Annotated in this window: 18 protein-coding genes; 5 read left to right on the top strand and 13 right to left on the bottom strand. The window is 69.7% G+C overall.

All coding sequences use genetic code 11. The features are described from left to right. Window positions 1–18: 18 nt before the first annotated feature. Genes BR39_RS0107240 through BR39_RS0107220 form a run of 5 tightly spaced genes read right to left on the bottom strand, consistent with a single transcriptional unit; the run spans window position 19 to window position 4,524 of the window. Window positions 19–915, bottom strand: a complete 897-nt coding sequence (locus tag BR39_RS0107240; RefSeq protein WP_029909197.1) for a flagellin — start codon at window positions 913–915, stop codon at window positions 19–21. Beyond that, the gene (gene flgK / locus BR39_RS0107235; protein ID WP_029909195.1) at window positions 916–2,619 is read right to left on the bottom strand and encodes a flagellar hook-associated protein FlgK; all 1,704 of its coding nucleotides are present in this window, start codon (window positions 2,617–2,619) and stop codon (window positions 916–918) included. It abuts the gene before it with no gap. A 5-nt stretch (window positions 2,620–2,624) separates the two neighbouring features. Next, window positions 2,625–2,951: a hypothetical protein gene (locus BR39_RS0107230; protein ID WP_029909193.1), complete on the bottom strand. Its 327-nt coding sequence runs from the start codon at window positions 2,949–2,951 to the stop codon at window positions 2,625–2,627. After that, the gene (gene flgE, locus BR39_RS0107225; RefSeq protein WP_029909191.1) at window positions 2,951–4,228 is read right to left on the bottom strand and encodes a flagellar hook protein FlgE; all 1,278 of its coding nucleotides are present in this window, start codon (window positions 4,226–4,228) and stop codon (window positions 2,951–2,953) included. Before flgE ends, BR39_RS0107230 begins: the two co-directional genes overlap by 1 nt. A gap of 11 nt (window positions 4,229–4,239) precedes the next feature. Continuing rightward, window positions 4,240–4,524, bottom strand: a complete 285-nt coding sequence (locus tag BR39_RS0107220; RefSeq protein ID WP_029909189.1) for a flagellar hook capping FlgD N-terminal domain-containing protein — start codon at window positions 4,522–4,524, stop codon at window positions 4,240–4,242. A gap of 320 nt (window positions 4,525–4,844) precedes the next feature. On the opposite strand from BR39_RS0107220, the gene BR39_RS0107215 reads away from it, so the two are divergent. The 5 genes from BR39_RS0107215 (at window position 4,845) to BR39_RS0107195 (ending at window position 9,082) form a co-directional block, all read left to right on the top strand. After that, complete coding sequence (locus BR39_RS0107215; RefSeq protein ID WP_029909187.1) at window positions 4,845–5,945, top strand: flagellin; 1,101 nt, start codon at window positions 4,845–4,847, stop codon at window positions 5,943–5,945. A gap of 119 nt (window positions 5,946–6,064) precedes the next feature. Beyond that, on the top strand, window positions 6,065–7,765 hold the full coding sequence (fliD, locus tag BR39_RS0107210) for a flagellar filament capping protein FliD (protein ID WP_029909185.1): 1,701 nt from the start codon (window positions 6,065–6,067) through the stop codon (window positions 7,763–7,765). Further along, entirely contained in the window at window positions 7,752–8,126 is a 375-nt protein-coding gene (locus BR39_RS0107205; protein ID WP_029909183.1) for a flagellar protein FliS, read from the top strand. Before fliD ends, BR39_RS0107205 begins: the two co-directional genes overlap by 14 nt. A 115-nt stretch (window positions 8,127–8,241) precedes the next feature. Further along, entirely contained in the window at window positions 8,242–8,916 is a 675-nt protein-coding gene (locus tag BR39_RS0107200; protein ID WP_029909181.1) for an RNA polymerase sigma factor, read from the top strand. Beyond that, complete coding sequence (locus BR39_RS0107195; RefSeq protein ID WP_029909179.1) at window positions 8,864–9,082, top strand: hypothetical protein; 219 nt, start codon at window positions 8,864–8,866, stop codon at window positions 9,080–9,082. The genes BR39_RS0107200 and BR39_RS0107195 overlap by 53 nt, the downstream gene beginning before the upstream one ends. Here the strand turns inward: BR39_RS0107195 and BR39_RS0107190 are convergent. The 8 genes from BR39_RS0107190 to fucP are packed head-to-tail and all read right to left on the bottom strand — an operon-like array spanning window position 9,075 to window position 16,288. Next, a complete protein-coding gene (locus BR39_RS0107190; protein WP_029909177.1) occupies window positions 9,075–9,803 on the bottom strand; it encodes an SDR family oxidoreductase in 729 nt (242 codons plus the stop codon). The two genes, BR39_RS0107195 and BR39_RS0107190, sit on opposite strands and share 8 nt — an antisense overlap. 12 nt (window positions 9,804–9,815) lie before the next feature. Beyond that, on the bottom strand, window positions 9,816–11,027 hold the full coding sequence (locus tag BR39_RS0107185; RefSeq protein ID WP_029909176.1) for a UxaA family hydrolase: 1,212 nt from the start codon (window positions 11,025–11,027) through the stop codon (window positions 9,816–9,818). Between the two features lie 2 nt (window positions 11,028–11,029). After that, a complete protein-coding gene (locus tag BR39_RS0107180) occupies window positions 11,030–11,326 on the bottom strand; it encodes a UxaA family hydrolase (protein WP_029909174.1) in 297 nt (98 codons plus the stop codon). Between the two features lie 10 nt (window positions 11,327–11,336). After that, a complete protein-coding gene (locus BR39_RS0107175; protein WP_029909172.1) occupies window positions 11,337–12,374 on the bottom strand; it encodes an aldo/keto reductase in 1,038 nt (345 codons plus the stop codon). Next, window positions 12,371–13,141 carry an IclR family transcriptional regulator gene (locus BR39_RS0107170; protein ID WP_029909170.1) on the bottom strand — a complete coding sequence of 257 codons (771 nt, stop codon included), beginning with the start codon at window positions 13,139–13,141 and terminating at the stop codon, window positions 12,371–12,373. Before BR39_RS0107170 ends, BR39_RS0107175 begins: the two co-directional genes overlap by 4 nt. 4 nt (window positions 13,142–13,145) lie before the next feature. After that, complete coding sequence (locus BR39_RS0107165; protein WP_029909168.1) at window positions 13,146–13,973, bottom strand: amidohydrolase; 828 nt, start codon at window positions 13,971–13,973, stop codon at window positions 13,146–13,148. Then, a complete protein-coding gene (locus BR39_RS0107160) occupies window positions 13,967–14,980 on the bottom strand; it encodes a zinc-binding alcohol dehydrogenase family protein (RefSeq protein WP_197026652.1) in 1,014 nt (337 codons plus the stop codon). Before BR39_RS0107160 ends, BR39_RS0107165 begins: the two co-directional genes overlap by 7 nt. Window positions 14,981–14,983: 3 nt before the next feature. Next, window positions 14,984–16,288, bottom strand: coding sequence for an L-fucose:H+ symporter permease (fucP, locus tag BR39_RS0107155; protein WP_029909164.1), 1,305 nt, complete (start codon window positions 16,286–16,288; stop codon window positions 14,984–14,986). Window positions 16,289–16,323: the final 35 nt, after the last annotated feature.

Raw genomic sequence — 16,323 nt, 5'->3', positions numbered from 1 at the left:
CGCACGCGTGCGGGCGCCCTAGAGGTACTTGCTCAGGCTCAGCGACGAGAGCGTGCTGATCATCGAGTAGAGGGCCTCCAGCTGGGTCTGGTACTGGGTGGTCAGCACCGCCGCCTGCGTCAGGTCCGCGCCCTTCAGGTCGGTGACCAGGGCGTCGATGGCGTCGATCTTGGCGGTGTTGCGGTCGGTGATCGTCTGCAGGGACGAGGCTTGGATGGCGATGGTCTCCTGCAGCGTGCCCACGCCGGTCAGGGCGGTTCCCGTCAGGGCGTAGGCGCTGGCGATGGCGTCGGTGTCCGTCGGGTCGGCGGCGACCGTGGCGATGGCCCGGGCCAGCTGCTCGAAGGCCGACGAACCGGCCGAGACCGACAGCGACACCGTCTGGCCGTCCGAGCCGGAGAAGGTCCGCCCGGTGGCCGAGCCGCCGTAATAGGTGGTGTCCGCCCCCGCCGTCGGATCGTAGCCGGCGGCGGTGAAATCGACCGGGGCGGCGTCGGTCGCCTGGCCCGAGAACAGGTAGGTCCCGCCTTGCTGGCTGTTGAGCAGGGCCTGCAGGTCGGTCAGCCAGTCGGCCGCGTACTGGCCCGCCGTGCCGGCGTCCAGGGTCGAGCTGCTCATCATCGAGGCCAGCTGGGTCTTGATGGTGGTGGCGAGGTCGGCGATCTCGCCCACGGCCGAATAGGCCGCCTGGACATAGGCGGCGGCGGACGACGCGGCGGTGTTGTCGGCGGTCAGGCGGGCGCTCTGGTTGCCCAGGGTCAGGATGCTGGCCGTGCTCTGGGCGATCCCGCCATAGGTCTGGGACTTCAGGCCCGAGGCCGTCTGGGTCTGCTGGTCGGCCAGCTTGGCCTGGACCTTCAGGCTGGCCGCGGTCATGGCGCTGGTATGGGCGAAGCTGGCGACGCGGTTCAGCATTCAGCTCACCATGTTCACCAGCGTCTCGAACAGCTCCTTGGCGATCGAGATCAGCTGGGCGTTGGCTTCGTACTGGGTCTGGTACTGGGTGATGTTGGCCAGCTCCTCATCGACGTTCACCGCCGTCAGGTTCTGCAGCCGCGAGATGGCCGCGTCGTTGGCGGCGGTTGAGGCGGCGCTGGTGGTGGAGGCGGTCGAGATCAGGGCCGCGGCCTGGGAGACGAAGCCCGACGCGTAGGACGCCAGGCTCACCGTCTTGGCGCCCTGGCTTCCCGTGGCGGCGAACGACACGGCGGTGGTCAGCAGGCTGGAGAGCGCGTCGGCCGCCGTGCTGTCGCCCGAGGCCAGGGCCAGGTCGCCGGTCGCCAGGGTCGCGGTGGTGGAGAGGGCCGCCGTCGGCAGGCCGCTGGCGTCGCCGGCCAGCCTGGTCGACACGCCGATGTCTGATGCGGTCGAGCCGGTGAAGAGGTCGTTTAAGCCGAACCTCGCCGAGATCGCGGCGCCGTCGTCGGCCAGGGCCACGCCGTTGGCGCTGTCGGTGGTGGCGATGGTCAGCTTGCCGTCCGAGCCGATGGCGGCGGTCAGGCCCGAGACGCCGTTCAGGGCGGTCACCAGGTCGCCGACGGTGGCGTAGCTGGAAAGGTCCAGGTCCTGGGTCGAGACCACCTTGCCGGCGGAGTCGGTCACGGCCACCCGCAGGGTCCCGGTCGCCGACAGTGCGTCGGACGCCGAGACCGTCCCGGAGCTCGTCAGGCTGGCGGGCGCGGGGACCGAGGTTCCGGCGTTGGTCACGGCGTTGACCTGGGTGATCAGGGTCGCGGCCAGCTGGTCCAGCTGGTCCTGCTGGGCCGGCAGGGTCTGGTCGCGCAGGGTGACCAGGGCCCCCAGCGCGCCGGTGGACTGGCCGGCGGTGATGTCCTTGCCGTTCAGCAGGATGCCGGAAATCGATCCGGGATAGGTCGCGCCCGCGCCCAGCTGGCTGGAGGCGGTGTAGCTGAGTGTGGCGGCGGTGGTTCCCAGCAGGGCGTCGCCGCCGGTGGTGTAGACCCGCAGCTGGTTGTCGGCCGTGACGTAGCTGCTGACGCCCATCAGGCCCGACAGGGTGGTCAGGGCCGCGTCGCGCTGGTCCTCCAGGCTGGTGGTGTCGCCGCCCTGGGCGGTGACGGTGGCGATCTGGTCGTTCAGCGAGGCCAGGCTCTTGAGCGTCTGGTTGATCGTGCCGACCGTGGTCTCGATCTGGGTGTTGGCCTGGGTGCGCAGGGCCTGGACCTCGCCCGACAGGCTCTTGATCCCCTGGGTCAGGTCGGAGGCGTCGGAGACCAGCTGGGCCTTGCTGGTGGCGTCGACGCCGGACGACAGGGCCGTCAGGGCGGTCTGGAAGGCCGAGACCAAGCTGGAGACGTCGTCGCCGGTGGCGGTCGAGCCCAGGGCCGCGTCGTAGGACTGCAGGTAATTGTCGGTCACCGCGTCGCCCCCGGCGGCGGCGGCCGTCTTCAGCACCGTCTTGCTCAGATAGGCGTCGGCGACCCGCAGGATCGTGGCGTCAGACAGGGTCTGGGTCGTGGTGCTGACCGCGCTGGTGACGGTCTTGCGGGTGTAGGTCGCGTCGTCGGCGTTGGCGACGTTGAGGTTGGCCACCGCGATCCGGGACTGCGAGGCCGTCAGGGCCGAGCCCGCCGCGCCGATGATCGAGGACAGCGACATGGCGGTCAGCCCTTGCGAGGCCCGTCGCCGCGAGGCGACAAACGACTGGAGTAGCGGGTGTGGGCCGACAGGCCGCGGTTGACCGCGCCGATCCGCTCGCGGCCCTCGCCCATCTCGGCGTCCAGCCGCGCCAGCCGCGCGCCCAGCGCCGCCTGCACCTCGTGCAGGCTGGCCAGCAGCAGCAGGTGGTCGGCCTCGGGGGCGGCGGCCAGGCCCTCGGCCACGCCGCGCGCCAGGGCCCGGGCCTCCTCGACCGTGGCGACCAGCGGGGCCTCGCCGCCGACCCGGCGGGAGCGTTCGGCGCGCAGCCTCAGGCGTTCGATCGTCCCCATCAGCGCACGGCCTGGATCAGGGTGTCGAACATCCCCTTGGTGGTGGTGATCACCTGCGAGGCGGCCGAATAGGCCTGCTGGGCGATGATCATCTTGTTGAACTCGGTGGCGATGTCGGTGGTCGAGCCCTCCAGGGCGCTGGCCACCAGCGTGCCCGAGCTGCCGTCGCCCGGCAGGTTGACGTGCACCTGGCCGGCGTTGGTGTTCTCGTCATAGACCGTGCCCGAGACGTGGGTCAGGCCGTTGGGATTGCTGAAGGTGGCGACCGGGATCTGGTAGATCGCCAGGCTGACCCCATTGTCGAAATTGGCGGTGACCAGGCCGTTGGCGTCGATGGTCACGCCCGACAGCTCGCCGTAGTTGGCGCCGTCCTGCTCGATGGTCGGGGTGATCGACAGGGTCGAGGAGGTCGAGGCGAACTGGGTCAGGCCGTCGGTGCCGCCGGACGTGCCCAGGTTCAGGGTGATGCCGCTGGTCGCCGCCCCGGTCGAAAAGCCGGTGATGCTGATCGCCACCGGCGAGGGGTTGGTCGAGGCCAGGCTGCCGTCGGTGTTGAAGGTCACCGACACCGTGGACGGGCTGATCACGCCCGAGGTGGTGGTCCCGTCCGAGGTCAGGGTCGGATTGGCCAGGGCCAGCGACCAGGTGTTGTCGGCGGTCTTGGTCCAGGTCTGGCCGACCGTGTGGCTGACGCCGAGCGAGTCGATCACCTCCATGCTGGTGGTGAAGGACTGGCCCGTCGTGGCGTCGGCCGGCAGGTTGGCCGACATCGTCACGTTCTCGGTGGCCTTGGCCGTGCCGCCGATCGAGTTGAAGTTGATCGCCTGCAGGCTGGACAGGTCGCTGGCGTTGCTGGCCAGGACGTTGCCGTCGGCGTCGGTGGGCAGGCCCTGGAGGTAGTAGCCCTCGCTGTTGACCAGATAGCCGTCGGCGTCGGTCGAGAAGCTGCCGTTGCGGCTGTAGACCAGGTCCGACGAGGTGTCGCCCGGATGGGCCGAGACCACGAAGAAGCCCGCGCCGTCGATGGCGACGTTGGTCGAGGTGGCGGTCGAGGAGATCACCCCGCCGACGTTCAGGGCCTGGCTGGCCTTGGCGACCACCGAGCTGGTCGACTTGGCCGAGCCCATGGCGCCGGTGACCAGCGACTGGAAGTCGACTTCCTTGGTCTTGTAGGCGGTGGTCGACGAGTTGGCGATGTTCTCGGAGATGGCGGCCAGGGCCATGCTCTGGGCCGACAGGCCCGACACCGCGGTCGAGAGGGCGGAGGAAAGGCTCATCGCGCGCGCCCCTAGCTCTGGCCGGAAGCGAGCAGCTGAACCTGGGTCAGCAGCGACGACATGTTGTCGGACATCGTCGACAGCGTCGTGTTCATGTTGATCTGCTGCTCGAGGCCCGAATAGGTCGCCAACTGGCTGGTGAACTCGGTGGGGTCTTGCGGATCGAGCGGGTTCTGGTTGGTCAGCTGCGTCATCAGCAGCTTCAGGAAGTCGGTGGTGCCCAGGGCCGTCGTGCTGGACGACGAACTGGTGGCGGCCGTGGTCGCGGCGCTGGTGGTCGAGGCGATGGCGGTCATGGGAACCCTCCAATGACGCCGGGCGGCGTCGTTCGCAGGGTTCAACGGAGCGGGGGCGCCGGATGGGGCGGTGTTTTTTTGATCGCCTCGAAAGGCCGGGTCGAAGAGAGGGACACACACTCACGGCAAGGCCTGAGCGACCCTGGCGGAGGCTTCGGGGTGAGTGTGTGTCCCCACCTTCTGGCGCAGGCGAAAATAGTCCGCCCCATCCGGCGAGGGGGTCTCGTTCAACCCGGTGAAGCCTGGCCGCGCAGAACGGCGGGAGGCTTCCCGCGCCGGGTCGTCCGGCGTGGCCTCTAGCTAGAGAGCCGGATTAGAAAATGCCTGTCATCTCCACCAACACAGCGGCCAACACCGCCCTGCGCTACCTGAACACCAACAGCGCCGCGCAGAGCGAATCCCTGGCCAAGCTGTCGAGCGGCTCGCGGATCGTGAGCGCCAAGGACGACGCCTCGGGTCTCGCCATCGCGACGTCCATGAACGCTGACATCACCGTGCTGAACCAAGCCGCCACCAACGTCACCAGCGGCACTTCGGTGCTCAACACGGCCGACGGCGCCCTGTCCAACATCGCCGACATCCTGCAACGGATGAAGTCGCTGACGGCCCAGGCGCAGTCGGGCAGCTCCAGCACCGACGACCTCAGCTACATCAACGCCGAATACACCCAGCTGAAGGACGAAATCGACGACATCGCGTCGACGACCAACTTCAACGGGGTGGCCCTGCTGTCTTCCAGCGGGACCTCGGTGACGACCACGCTGGGAACCGCCGGTTCCGCGGGCACGCTGGACACCGACTACTTCAAGGTGGCCACGGGCAACACCAGCCTGGGCGCCGTCAGCTATCTGGCCGACGGCACCGCGACCACCGTCGAGGTGGGCGACTATGTCGACGACACCGGCGCGCTCCTGCTGAACGCCGCCGGCACGGCCAAGGCCACCGCCGACGACCTGCTGGCGGACTCCGTCAACACGGTCACCTGGACGGCCACGGCCGGCACGGGAACCAGCGCCTACACCAACGGTACGGGCGTCGACTTCCTGGTCGGCACCAGCAGCAGCGACACGATCAGCGTCAAGCTCGAGGCCGCCGACACGGCGTCCCTGGGCATCGACGCGACGTCGATCACCAGCGCCGCCTCGGCGGCCACGGCGATGGACGCGATCGACACCGCCATCACCCAGGTCTCCGAGGCCCGGGCCAATGTCGGCGCCACCCTGTCGCGCTTCGACTACCGCGGCGACGTGATCTCCACCTCGCTGGAGAACCTGCAGTCGGCGAAATCGGCGATCTCGGACGTCGATATCGCCTCGGAGCAGACCAACTACACCAACGCCTCGACCCTCACCTCGGCCGCCATCGCCGCTCTCGGCAAGGCCAACGAGATGAGCCAGTCGCTGCTGAAGTTGCTGCAGTAGGTCCATCGACGGACGCCGTCGGCTCCCCGCCGGCGTCCGTGACCTCGGCGGGAGGGCCTCCCTGACCCTCCCGCCGCTTTTCCCCGTCCTCCCAGCAGGCCCGCCCCAATAGGCCAACCATGACCACGACCAGCAGCGTTTCGACCTCGGGCTCGACCAGCTACGTCACCGGCACGGTGTCGGGCCTGGACACCGACGCCATCATCGACGCGGCCGTCGCCCAGAAGACCGCCCGCGCCGACACGATCGACGCCAAGGTCACCGCCAACAAGACCAAGATCTCGTCCTACCAGACCCTGCAGTCGCTGCTGCAGGCGGTGTCGGACTCGATGTCCAGCCTGGCCTCGTCGACCTACAGCGCGATCTCGACCACCACCAACGCCTTCGACGAGAAGCAGGCCTATCTGACCGCCTCGGACGGGGCGGACGCCACCGACATCCTGGCGGTCAGCGCCGACAGCGACGCGGTCGCGGCCTCGTACGAGATCACCGTCACCCAACTGGCCAAGGCCCAGAAGGTGGCTTCGGCCACCCAGGCCTCGGCCAAGACGGCCCTGGGGCTGGATGGCGTCATGTCGATCGGCGCGGCGAACGGGACCGCCGTCGACATCACCGTCACCAGCGGCATGACGCTGAACGACCTGTCGACCGCCATCAACGCCCAGACCGCGACCAGCGGGGTGACCGCCACGGTGATCAGCACCGGGACCGGCGCGCGGCTGGTGCTGTCGACCAGCGACACCAACCAGGCCATCACCGTCGCCGCCACGTCGGGTGACGACGTGGCCCTGGGCATCGGCCTGACCGACTCCACCGGCGCCTTCGCCTCGGAGCTCCAGGCCGCCCAGCCCTCGATCGTCACCGTCGACCAGCAGACCATCACCAGCGACGGCAACGAGCTGACCGACGTGATCCCGGGCCTGTCGATCTCGCTGCTGCAGGGCACGACGGCCGGCCAGACCATCACGCTCGACGTCGAGGCCAACTACGACGACATCAAGACGGCGATCACCGGCTTCATCACCGCCTACAACGCCCTGCGCGCCTTCGTGGCGACCAACCAGACGGTGGGCTCGGACGGCACGGTGCCCGAGGATGCGGTGCTGTTCGCCGACAGCATCCTGCGTGACGTCAACCGCCAGCTTTCGGCCGTGCTGTCGGGCTCGCCCGCCTCGTCCGGCGACGACGTCTCCGACCTGTCCGACCTGGGGCTCACCTTCGATTCCAACAACCAGCTGCAGCTGTCCAGCGAGACCACCCTGGACAACCTGCTGCTGACCGACCTCTCCAGCGTGGCCGGCTTCTTCGAGACCAGCTTCTCGACCGACAACGCGGGCCTGAAGCTGATGAAGAACGCCACGACCCAGTCGTTCGACTTCAGCCTGGACGTCACCGCCGTGGACGGGGCCATCACCGACGTGACGGTGGGCGGCAAGAGCGGTCTGTTCACCGTGGTCGGCAGCCTGATCACCGGCGCCAAGGGCACGATCTACGAGGGGCTATCCTTCGCCCTGTCGCCGGCCACGAGCGGCGCGATCGCCGTCAAGGTGCAGCAGGGCTTCGCCAACCAGGTCACCAGCCTGCTCGGCGGCTACGCCAACACGACCAACGGCACGATCCAGACCCAGATCGCCAGCCTGGAAACCATCGACACCGACCTGACCAGCAAGGCCGACGACATCCGGACCGACGCCGAGGACTACCGGACAAAGCTGGTCGCCAGGTACGCGACCATGGAGAGCGAGCTCTCGGCCGCCAAGCTTCTTCAACAGCAGATCAAAGCCATTCTCGGAGCCAGCACCAGCGATGACGACGACTAACGCAAGAGCCCTCGGGGCCTACGCGGCCGCGCGCAATCTCAACCAGAACCCGCGCGACGTGCTCGCCGCCGTGCACGAGGAGCTGCACCGCGCGATCGCCTCGGCAAAATCGGCCCACGAGGCCGGGGCGCTGGATCAAATGTGCCGTCACGCCGCCCGCGCGACCCAGATCCTGATGGTGCTGTCGACCAGCCTGGATTTTTCGGCCGCCGGACAGGACGGCGCGATGCTTCGCCGGTTTTACCGTTCCTTGCTGGAAACGCTCACCGAGGCCTCTCGCCGAAGCAGTATGTCGCCTCTGTATCAAAAAATGCTGGACCTGCTTCAACCGTTTTGCAAATGTCTCAGAGGGAAACAATAGTAAGGCAATAATATTGCCGCCAAATATCCGGCCATTTTACTAACGCAGTTATTCGAAATGTGGCCCCTGTTTTGCCTGTCCTATTTTCAGACAAGCTCTGGATTGGACCGAAACAATGCCTGGTTCGACGAACAACATTCTTCCCGACGATCGCTCGGACGAGGATCTGTTCCTGGCCTGCGCCGGCGACGAGCCGGGCGCGTTCCGCCTGCTGGTCGAGCGCCACATGCGGCTGGTGCGGCGGCTGGCGCTGAACGTGCTGGGCGACGTGCACGAGGCAGAGGACGTCGCCCAGGAGGTGTTCGTGGCGGTGTGGCGGGCGCGGCTGGACTGGCGGCCCGAGGCGCGGTTCTCGACCTGGCTGCACCGGGTGGCGGTCAACAAGGCCATCGACCGGCGTCGTTCGCTACGCGGCGTCTCCCAGGCCTCGCCCGAGCCGCAGGAGGTGATCGCCCGCCTGGCCGACGCCGACCAGCGCGTGGCGCGGCCCGAGGACGCCCCGGAAGACGCTCATGTCCGTCTGGAACGGATGGAAAGCGCCAAGGGCCTGCGCCTGGCCCTGGAACGCCTGCCGGCCGCCCAGAACCAGGCCCTGACTATGTTCTATTTCGAGGAGCTGGACGTTGGTAGAATCGCCGACGTCCTGGACTGCTCGGAACAGGCGGTGCGGTCGCTCCTCAAACGGGGGCGTGCGGCGCTGAAGACCAATCTCCAGAGACAGAAGAAGATCTGTAGCCATGGATATCGCCCGGTTCAAAGCCAGCCTCGCCAGCCTGGGGGCCGATCTTGAGCGCTGGCCGCCCGACGAGGCGCAGGCCGCCGTCGCCCTGCTGGCCGCGTCCGACGAGGCCGTGGCGCTGTTCGCCCAGGCCAGCGCCGACGACCTGACCCTGTTCGGCGACGACGCCGGCGACCTGGACGGCCTGGTCGACAAGACCCTGGGTCGGATCAGTTGATCCAGCCGCCGTCGATGATGTGGATCTGGCCGGTGGTGAAGGCCGACTCGTCGCTGGCCAGGTAGAGCGCCAGCTGGGCCAGTTCCTCGGGCTTGCCCAGGCGACCCATCGGCTGGCGGGCGGTGAAGGCCGCCCGGGCGGCCTCGTAGTCGCCGGTGTCGGCCAGGCGCTGGTTCAGCGACGGGGTCTCGACCGTGCCCGGGCAGATGGCGTTGCAGCGCACGCCCTGGCCGACGAAATCGGCCGCCACGGCCTTTGTCAGGCCGATCACCGCGGCCTTGGTGGCGCCGTAGGCGAAGCGGTTGGGCACGCCCTTGATCGAGCTGGCCACCGACGACATGTTGACGATCGAGCCGCCGCCGGCCGCCAGCATGGCCGGCAGGAACGCGCGGATCATCCGGTACTGGGCGGTGACGTTCAGGTCGGTGGAGAACGCCCAGGCGGCCTCGTCGCAGTCCAGGATCGTGCCGCTGTGCACAACCCCGGCGCAGTTGAACAGCACGTCGATCGGGCCCAGCTCGGCGGCCAGGTCGAGGATGGCCCGCGGGTCCAGCACGTCCAGGCGGCGGGTCTCGCAGCCTTGCAGCTCGCCCAGCAGGGCCTCGTTGACGTCGGTGGCGATCACCCGCGCGCCTTCGCGGGCGAACAGCTCGGCGCTGGCCTTGCCGATGCCCTGGGCGGCGGCCGTGACCAGGGCGGTCTTGCCGGAAAGTCTTCCCATCGTCGTTACTCGCTAACTGGTCCGCCGCAGCGGCAGGCAGGCCGGACCGATCGGGTCGAAGGCCTTGTAGGTGAGGATGAATTCCTGGTGGCCCAGCGCTTCGGAGACGGTGCGCCGGCCGCCGGCCACGGCCAGCACCAGGTCGTGGATCTCGGTCCCGACCTCGTCCAGCGTGCCGCGCCCCTCCATGATCCGCCCGGCGTCGACGTCCATGTCGCCGGCCAGCTTGCGGTAGGTCTCGGGATTGGCGCAGACCTTGATCACCGGCGAGATCGCCGAGCCGACCACCGATCCGCGGCCGGTGGTGAACAGGGTCAGGTGGGCGCCGCAGGCGATCAGCTCGACGATCTCGGCGTTGTCCGAGATGTTGGGGAAGCCGAAGCGCGGCTCGCCGTCGGGCACCACGTCCAGCAGGTAGAGCCCGCCGCTGGGCGGCAGGTCGCCGGGTTTGAGGATCCCGACGATCGGCGCCGATCCGGACTTGGAATAGGCCCCCATCGATTTTTCTTCCTGGGTGGTCAGCCCGCCCTCGGCGTTGCCGGGCGCGAAGCTGCCGTAACCCATGACGGTGTAGTAGGCCTCGGCCTTCTGGACGCTGCGCTCCAGCTCCAGGCCCAGTTCCGGCGTGATCGCCCGGTCGGCCATGATCCGCTCGCAGCCGACCAGCTCGCCGGTCTCCTCGAACACGCAGGCCGCCCCCGCCGCCCCCAGGCGGTCGAAGGCGCGGCCGACGGCGGGGTTGGCGGTGATGCCGCTGGTGCCGTCCGAGCCGCCGCAGATCGTGCCGATCACCAGCTCCGAGACCGCCATGGGCGCCGTCGGCGTCTCGGCGGCGATGGCCCGCAGGCGCGCCACCGCCTCCAGGCCCTTGGCGATCGTGCTCGCGGTGCCGCCGCTCTCCTGGATCACCAGGGTCTCGACCGGACGGCCGCTGGCCTCGATGGTCGCGCGCAGCTGCTCGCGGTTGAAGCTCTCGCAGCCCAGCGAGATCAGCAGCACCCCGCCGACATTCGGATGGGTGGTGATCGCCTGCATGACCTTCAGCGCATAGGCGTTGGGATAGCAGCCGGGAAAGCCGATCAGGTGGACGTCGGCGTCGTCGCTCCGGGTGACGATCGCGCGGGCCACGTGGTGGGCGCATTCGACCAGATAGGCCACGGCCACCACGTTGCGGATGCCCTTGCGGCCGTCCGACCGCAGATAGCCTTGCAGCGTCTGGGTCATGGTCAATGTCCTTCCGAACCCGTCGCCTGCCGGGTGTGGCTGGCGATGTAGTCGCTCTTCATGTTGTGCAGGTGGACGTGGCCGCCGGCGGCCACGGGGGCGGTGATCGAGCCGATGGGCGCGCCGTATTTCAGCACCTTGTCGCCGACCGCCAGGGCACGGCGGGCCAGCTTGTGCCCGACCCCGACGTCGGTCCCGGCGGTCACCGCCTGGCCGTCGATGGTCAGGACCTGGCCGGCGCGGACCGGCGCGCTCAGCACCAGCACATTGTCGTCGGGATGCAGCAGGATCAGACTCATCGAAACCTTCTCAAGCCTTCCCCGCCGCGCGGGGCGTCGGCGCGTCGGGATGCAGCAGGCCCTCGCCGCGGAGATCGTCCCACAGGGCGTCGGGAATGGCGTGGCCGGCCCAAGCCAGGGCCTGGCGCACCTGGTCCGGGCTGGAGAGGCCCGGGATGACGCTGACCACCTGGGAATGGGCCGACGGGAATTGCAGGGCCGCCGCCGCCAGGGGCGTGGCGTGGGCCCGGCAGACCGCCTCCAGCCGGCGGACCCGATCCAGCACCTGGGCCGAGGCCGGGCCGTAGTCGTAGTGGGCGCCCGCCTTGACGCCCTCGACCAGGACGCCGGAATTGAAGGGGCCGCCGACGATGATCGACACGTTCCGGGCCGCGCAGCGCGGCAGGAAGCGGTCCAGCGCCGTCTGCTCCAGCAGGGTGTAGCGGCCGGCCAGCAGGAAGACGTCGAAATCGCCCTCGTCCAGGGCCGCGTCGCAGATCTCCCACTCGTTGACGCCCAGGCCGATGGCGTCCGTCGCCCCACCGTCGCGCAAGGCCCGCATGGCCTTGTAGCCGCCCTCGAAGAACTGGCGTCGCCGCATGGCGTCGTCGGCGCCGTGGGTGACCGGGCCCAGGTCGTGGGCCAGCAGCACCTCGACGCGGTCGCGCTTCAGGCGTTTCAGGCTGGCCTCGAACGACCGCATGACACCGTCGTAGGAATAGTCGAACACCGGCTCGAACGGCGCGGCGGCGACGAAGCCGTGGCGCTCGGCCGCCGGGTCGGCCTCGGGCGCGGGACGCAGCAGCCGGCCGACCTTCGTCGAGACCTTGGCCGTCGGCGGCAGGATGGCGCCCAGGCGAGTCTCGCTGAGGCCGAAGCCGTAGTGCGGGGCGGTGTCGAAATAGGTCAGGCCCGCGGCTAGGGCGGCCTCGACCGCCTCGCGCGCCGCCGCGTCGCTCACGGCGGCGTAGAGGTTGCCGATCCCAGCGGCCCCGAAGCCCAGCGGCGGCAGGCCCAGCCGGTTGGCCGGGCGGTCGCGGGAAACAGGCAGGGGATCGGCCAGGTTCACGGGGTCGGGCCTCCGAGCTCGACGGAAATCTCGTCGGCGGCCGCCTTGATGGCCGCGATGGTGTCGGGCACCGAGAGGGACGTGGGCGTCTCGACATAGGGCGAGGTCAGGGCCGCGGCGACGCCGTCGGGCCCGAAGATCGGCGCGGACAGGTCGAGCACCAGCCGGGTCACGTCGCTGGGCGCCAGGACGTGCCGGTCGGCCCGGGCCTTCTTGGCCCGCGCCTCGAAACCGGACCAGGCGGTCGGGGCGACGGTCGGCTCCAGCCGCGCGCGCCACTCGGCCCGCACGGGCTCGGGCTGGAAGGCGTAGAGCACCAGGCCCGAGGTCGCCTCGACGATGGCCCGGTGGTAGCCGACCCGCACCGAGAAGCCCTGGTTGCCGGGGGCCTCGATCCGCGCCACCACCACCATCTGGTCGGCGCTGGCCACCGCCAGGTGGCAGGACTGGCCGATGGCGTCGGACAGCCGCCGCATCACCGGCAGGGCGGCCTCCAGCACGGTCCGGGTCGGGGCCCGGGCCATGCCCAGCGAGAACAGCTTGTCGGTCAGGACCAGGCCTTCGCCGGTCGGGGTGTCGGCGATGTAGCCCCGGTGCTGCAGCACCTGGACCATGCGGAACAGCTCGCTGACCGAGCGGTTCAGCGCCGCGGCGATCTGGACCATGCCCAGGGGCCCGCCCCGCGCCGCCAGCAGCTCGAGGACGTCCAGGCCCTTTTCCAGGGCGGGGGCGCGGTATTTGGAGAGGGTGTCTTCGGACTCGGCCATGGCCCTATATCCGATAGAAGCGGCGGCATGTCCCGCCGAACAGGGCCGCCAGATCGGCCGGATCGGTCAGGCCGCTCAGCGCCTTCGCCAGGGCCAGCCAGCCGCCGTAATCGCCGGCCAGGTCCAGCACCGGCCAGTCGCTGCCCCACATCAGGCGCTCGGGGCCGAACGCCGTGACCAGCCGGCGGACATAGGGCGCCAGGGCGTCGGTCGGCTGCGCCGGCCCGGCCTCGGTCAGCAGGCCCGACAGCTTGCAGAACACCTGCGGCAGCTCGGCCAGGGCGTCGATCCCGCGTTCCCAGGCCTCGGCGTCTTCGCCGGTCGCGATGGGCGGCTTGGCGCCGTGGTCGACGACGATCGCCAGGTCGGGCCGGCGGCGGGCCAGGTCCAGCAGGTGCGGCAGGTGGCGGGTCAGGACCAGGGCGTCCAGCGACAGACCGTGGGCGACCATGGCGTCCAGGGCGGGGTCGAGGTCCGGCGACGCGATCCAGGCGTCGTCGTCCAGGTCCTGCAGCATCGGCCGCAGGCCGCGAAGCTTGGGGCGACGGGCCAGGGCGGCGATGCGGTCCGGGGCGTCCGGCGCCTTCAGGTCGGCCCAGCCCACCACGCCCAGCACCAGCGGTTCGTCGGCGGCCAGGTCCAGCAGCCAGTCGGTGTCGCGGTCGTCGGCCTGGGACTGCACCAGCACCGACCCGGTCAGGCCGACGGGCGCGCCGACCTCCGCCAGGTCGGCCGGGCCGAAATCGCGGTGGATGGCCAGGAGATCGGGCGTCGGCCAGGAGAAGCCGTTCCGACCCACGCGCCAGAAGTGCTGGTGGGCGTCGATCAGCATGCGACGATCGCCTTGATGACGCCCGCCGACGGCTCCATCCAGCCGGGCAGCACCTGCGGCAGCTGGGCCAGGGCGGCGGCGTGGGTGTTGAGCGCCTTGGTCGGGACCCGGCCCGCCCGCATGGCCGCGACCACGGCGTCGAAATCCTCGGGCGTGGCGTTGCGGCTGCCCAGCAGGGTGGTCTCGCGCTTGTGGAACTCGGGGTCGGAGAAGGTGATGTCGGCCCCGACCACCGAGATCAGCACATAGGTCCCGCCGTGGGCGACATAGGCGAAGCCGGCCTCCATGGCCTTGGGCGCGCCGGTGGCGTCGAACACCACGTCGAAGAAGTCGCCGCCGGTCAGTTCGGCCAGCACCTTTGGCGTGTCGGCGCCCAGGTCGACGATATGATCCGTATCCAGATGATCCCGGCAAAACTTCAGGCGGTCGCGGCGGCCGTCCAGCGCCGTGACGACCCCGCCTTGCAGCTTGGCGAACAGGGCCGCGGCGATGCCGATGGGGCCGGTCCCGACCACCAGGACCGACTGGCCGGGCGTGATCCCCGCCCGGCGCACGGCGTGGGCGCCGATGGCCAGGAACTCGATCATCGCCGCCTCGTCCAGGGTCACGCCCTCGGCCTTCCGGACGAAGCCGGCGGGCACGGCCAGGTATTGCGCCATGCCGCCGTCGCGATGGACGCCCAGCACCTGGATGTTCATGCAGCAGTTGGGCTTGGCCTTGCGGCAGGCGGCGCAGGTCCCGCACGACATGTAGGGCATGACATAGACCGGGTCGCCCGGCGCCAGACCGCTGTCGTCCGGCGCCTGGACCACCTCGCCGGACAGCTCGTGGCCCATGACCCGGGGATAGGCCAGGAACGGCTGGGCGCCCCGGAAGATGTGCATGTCGGTGCCGCAGATCCCGACGCGCCGCACCCGGATCAGCACCTCGTCCGCCGCCCGATCGGGGATCGGGCGGCGTTCCAGGACCAGTTCGCCGGGCGCGGCGCAGACCAGGGCGTCCATCATGGCCTAGTGGGCTCCCACCGGGGCCGTCCGGAGGTCCTCGCGCGTGGCGCGGCCGGCCGTGAAGCCGAACAGTCCGACCACGGCGAAGCAGGCGCAGGGCACCAGGATGGCGAAGTTGATGGCGCTGGCGTCCGACAGGGCGCCCATGGCCGCTGTCAGCACCGCCCCGCCGATGATGCTCATCACCAGGAACGACGAGCCGGTCTTGGTCAGCGGGCCCAGCCCCTTCAGCGAACCGGCGAAGATGGTGGGGAACATGATCGACATGAAGACGCTGGTGGCCGCTAGGGCCAGGAGGCCGGTCTTGCCGCCGACCAGGGCGGCCGTCAGGGTCAGGCCGACATTGACCGCCGCGAACAGGCCCATCAGCAGGGCGGGGCGCACCCGGCTCATGGCGGCCGTGCCGAGGAAGCGTCCGGCCATGAAGCCGACCAGCGACCACGACAGATAGGCCGCCGCCGTCTTCTCGCCCATGCCCGGGACTTCGTGCTGGGCGTAGCGGATCATGTAGCTCCAGACCCCGACCTGGGCGCCGACATAGAAGAACTGGGCCGCCACCCCGAACAGGAAGCGCGGCCGGGCCAGCAGGGCGGGGATGGCCTGGGCGGCCGGCAGGCCGGCATCGGTCTCGCCGGGATCGGGACGTCCGGCCTGGTGCGGGAACTTGGTCAGGGCCACCAGCAGCGCCCAGGCCAGCACCACCCCGGCGATGACCAGATAGGGAACCTGGGTCGAATGGGCCTCGGCCGTCTGGAAGGCGTCCAGCTGGGCCGGCGTCATGGCCGCGAACTCCGCCTTGGTCGGCTCGACGCCGGACAGGATGAACTGGCGGCCCACGACCACGGCGGTGATCGAGCCCAGCGGATTGAAGGCTTGGGCGAAGTTCAGGCGCTGCTCGGCCTTGGCCGGGTCGCCCAGCACGGTGATCAACGGATTGGCCGAGGTCTCCAGGAAGGCCAGGCCCGAGGCCAGGACGAACAGGGCGGCCAGGAACCACGAATACTGCCGGACCTCGGCGGCGGGGTAGAACAGCAGGGCGCCCAGGCCGAACAGCAGCAGGCCGACGATCACCGCGGCCTTGTAGCCCCAACGGCGCATCACCACGCTGGCCGGCAGGGCCAGGAAGAAATAGCCCAGATAGAAGGCCATCTGCACCAGGCCCGACTGCAGGTCATTGAGGAAGAAGGCCTTTTTCAGATGCGGGATCAGGACGTCGTTGAGATTGTTGGCCACCCCCCACAGGAAGAACAGGGCGACGATCAGGATCAACGGCGCCAGCGCCGTCCGTTGCGGGGGACTGTTGTCCAAGGCGGGTTCCTCCCTTGGGGGCGGTTGACCCGCTC

The sequence above is a fragment of the Caulobacter sp. UNC358MFTsu5.1 genome (assembly GCF_000712075.1).
GTDB lineage: Bacteria > Pseudomonadota > Alphaproteobacteria > Caulobacterales > Caulobacteraceae > Caulobacter.
Note: the sequence above shows the minus strand (reverse complement) of the source record. Positions and strands in the feature narration are given on the sequence as shown.

What these genes read in the sequence shown, in the direction of transcription:
- BR39_RS0107240 (WP_029909197.1), bottom strand. Translation starts at nt 915, where the DNA reads ATGCTGAACCGCGTCGCCAGCTTCGCCCATACCAGCGCCATGACCGCG.
- flgK (WP_029909195.1), bottom strand. Translation starts at nt 2,619, where the DNA reads ATGTCGCTGTCCTCGATCATCGGCGCGGCGGGCTCGGCCCTGACGGCC.
- BR39_RS0107230 (WP_029909193.1), bottom strand. Translation starts at nt 2,951, where the DNA reads ATGGGGACGATCGAACGCCTGAGGCTGCGCGCCGAACGCTCCCGCCGG.
- flgE (WP_029909191.1), bottom strand. Translation starts at nt 4,228, where the DNA reads ATGAGCCTTTCCTCCGCCCTCTCGACCGCGGTGTCGGGCCTGTCGGCC.
- BR39_RS0107220 (WP_029909189.1), bottom strand. Translation starts at nt 4,524, where the DNA reads ATGACCGCCATCGCCTCGACCACCAGCGCCGCGACCACGGCCGCCACC.
- BR39_RS0107215 (WP_029909187.1), top strand. Translation starts at nt 4,845, where the DNA reads ATGCCTGTCATCTCCACCAACACAGCGGCCAACACCGCCCTGCGCTAC.
- fliD (WP_029909185.1), top strand. Translation starts at nt 6,065, where the DNA reads ATGACCACGACCAGCAGCGTTTCGACCTCGGGCTCGACCAGCTACGTC.
- BR39_RS0107205 (WP_029909183.1), top strand. Translation starts at nt 7,752, where the DNA reads ATGACGACGACTAACGCAAGAGCCCTCGGGGCCTACGCGGCCGCGCGC.
- BR39_RS0107200 (WP_029909181.1), top strand. Translation starts at nt 8,242, where the DNA reads ATGCCTGGTTCGACGAACAACATTCTTCCCGACGATCGCTCGGACGAG.
- BR39_RS0107195 (WP_029909179.1), top strand. Translation starts at nt 8,864, where the DNA reads ATGGATATCGCCCGGTTCAAAGCCAGCCTCGCCAGCCTGGGGGCCGAT.
- BR39_RS0107190 (WP_029909177.1), bottom strand. Translation starts at nt 9,803, where the DNA reads ATGGGAAGACTTTCCGGCAAGACCGCCCTGGTCACGGCCGCCGCCCAG.
- BR39_RS0107185 (WP_029909176.1), bottom strand. Translation starts at nt 11,027, where the DNA reads ATGACCCAGACGCTGCAAGGCTATCTGCGGTCGGACGGCCGCAAGGGC.
- BR39_RS0107180 (WP_029909174.1), bottom strand. Translation starts at nt 11,326, where the DNA reads ATGAGTCTGATCCTGCTGCATCCCGACGACAATGTGCTGGTGCTGAGC.
- BR39_RS0107170 (WP_029909170.1), bottom strand. Translation starts at nt 13,141, where the DNA reads ATGGCCGAGTCCGAAGACACCCTCTCCAAATACCGCGCCCCCGCCCTG.
- BR39_RS0107165 (WP_029909168.1), bottom strand. Translation starts at nt 13,973, where the DNA reads ATGCTGATCGACGCCCACCAGCACTTCTGGCGCGTGGGTCGGAACGGC.
- BR39_RS0107160 (WP_197026652.1), bottom strand. Translation starts at nt 14,980, where the DNA reads ATGATGGACGCCCTGGTCTGCGCCGCGCCCGGCGAACTGGTCCTGGAA.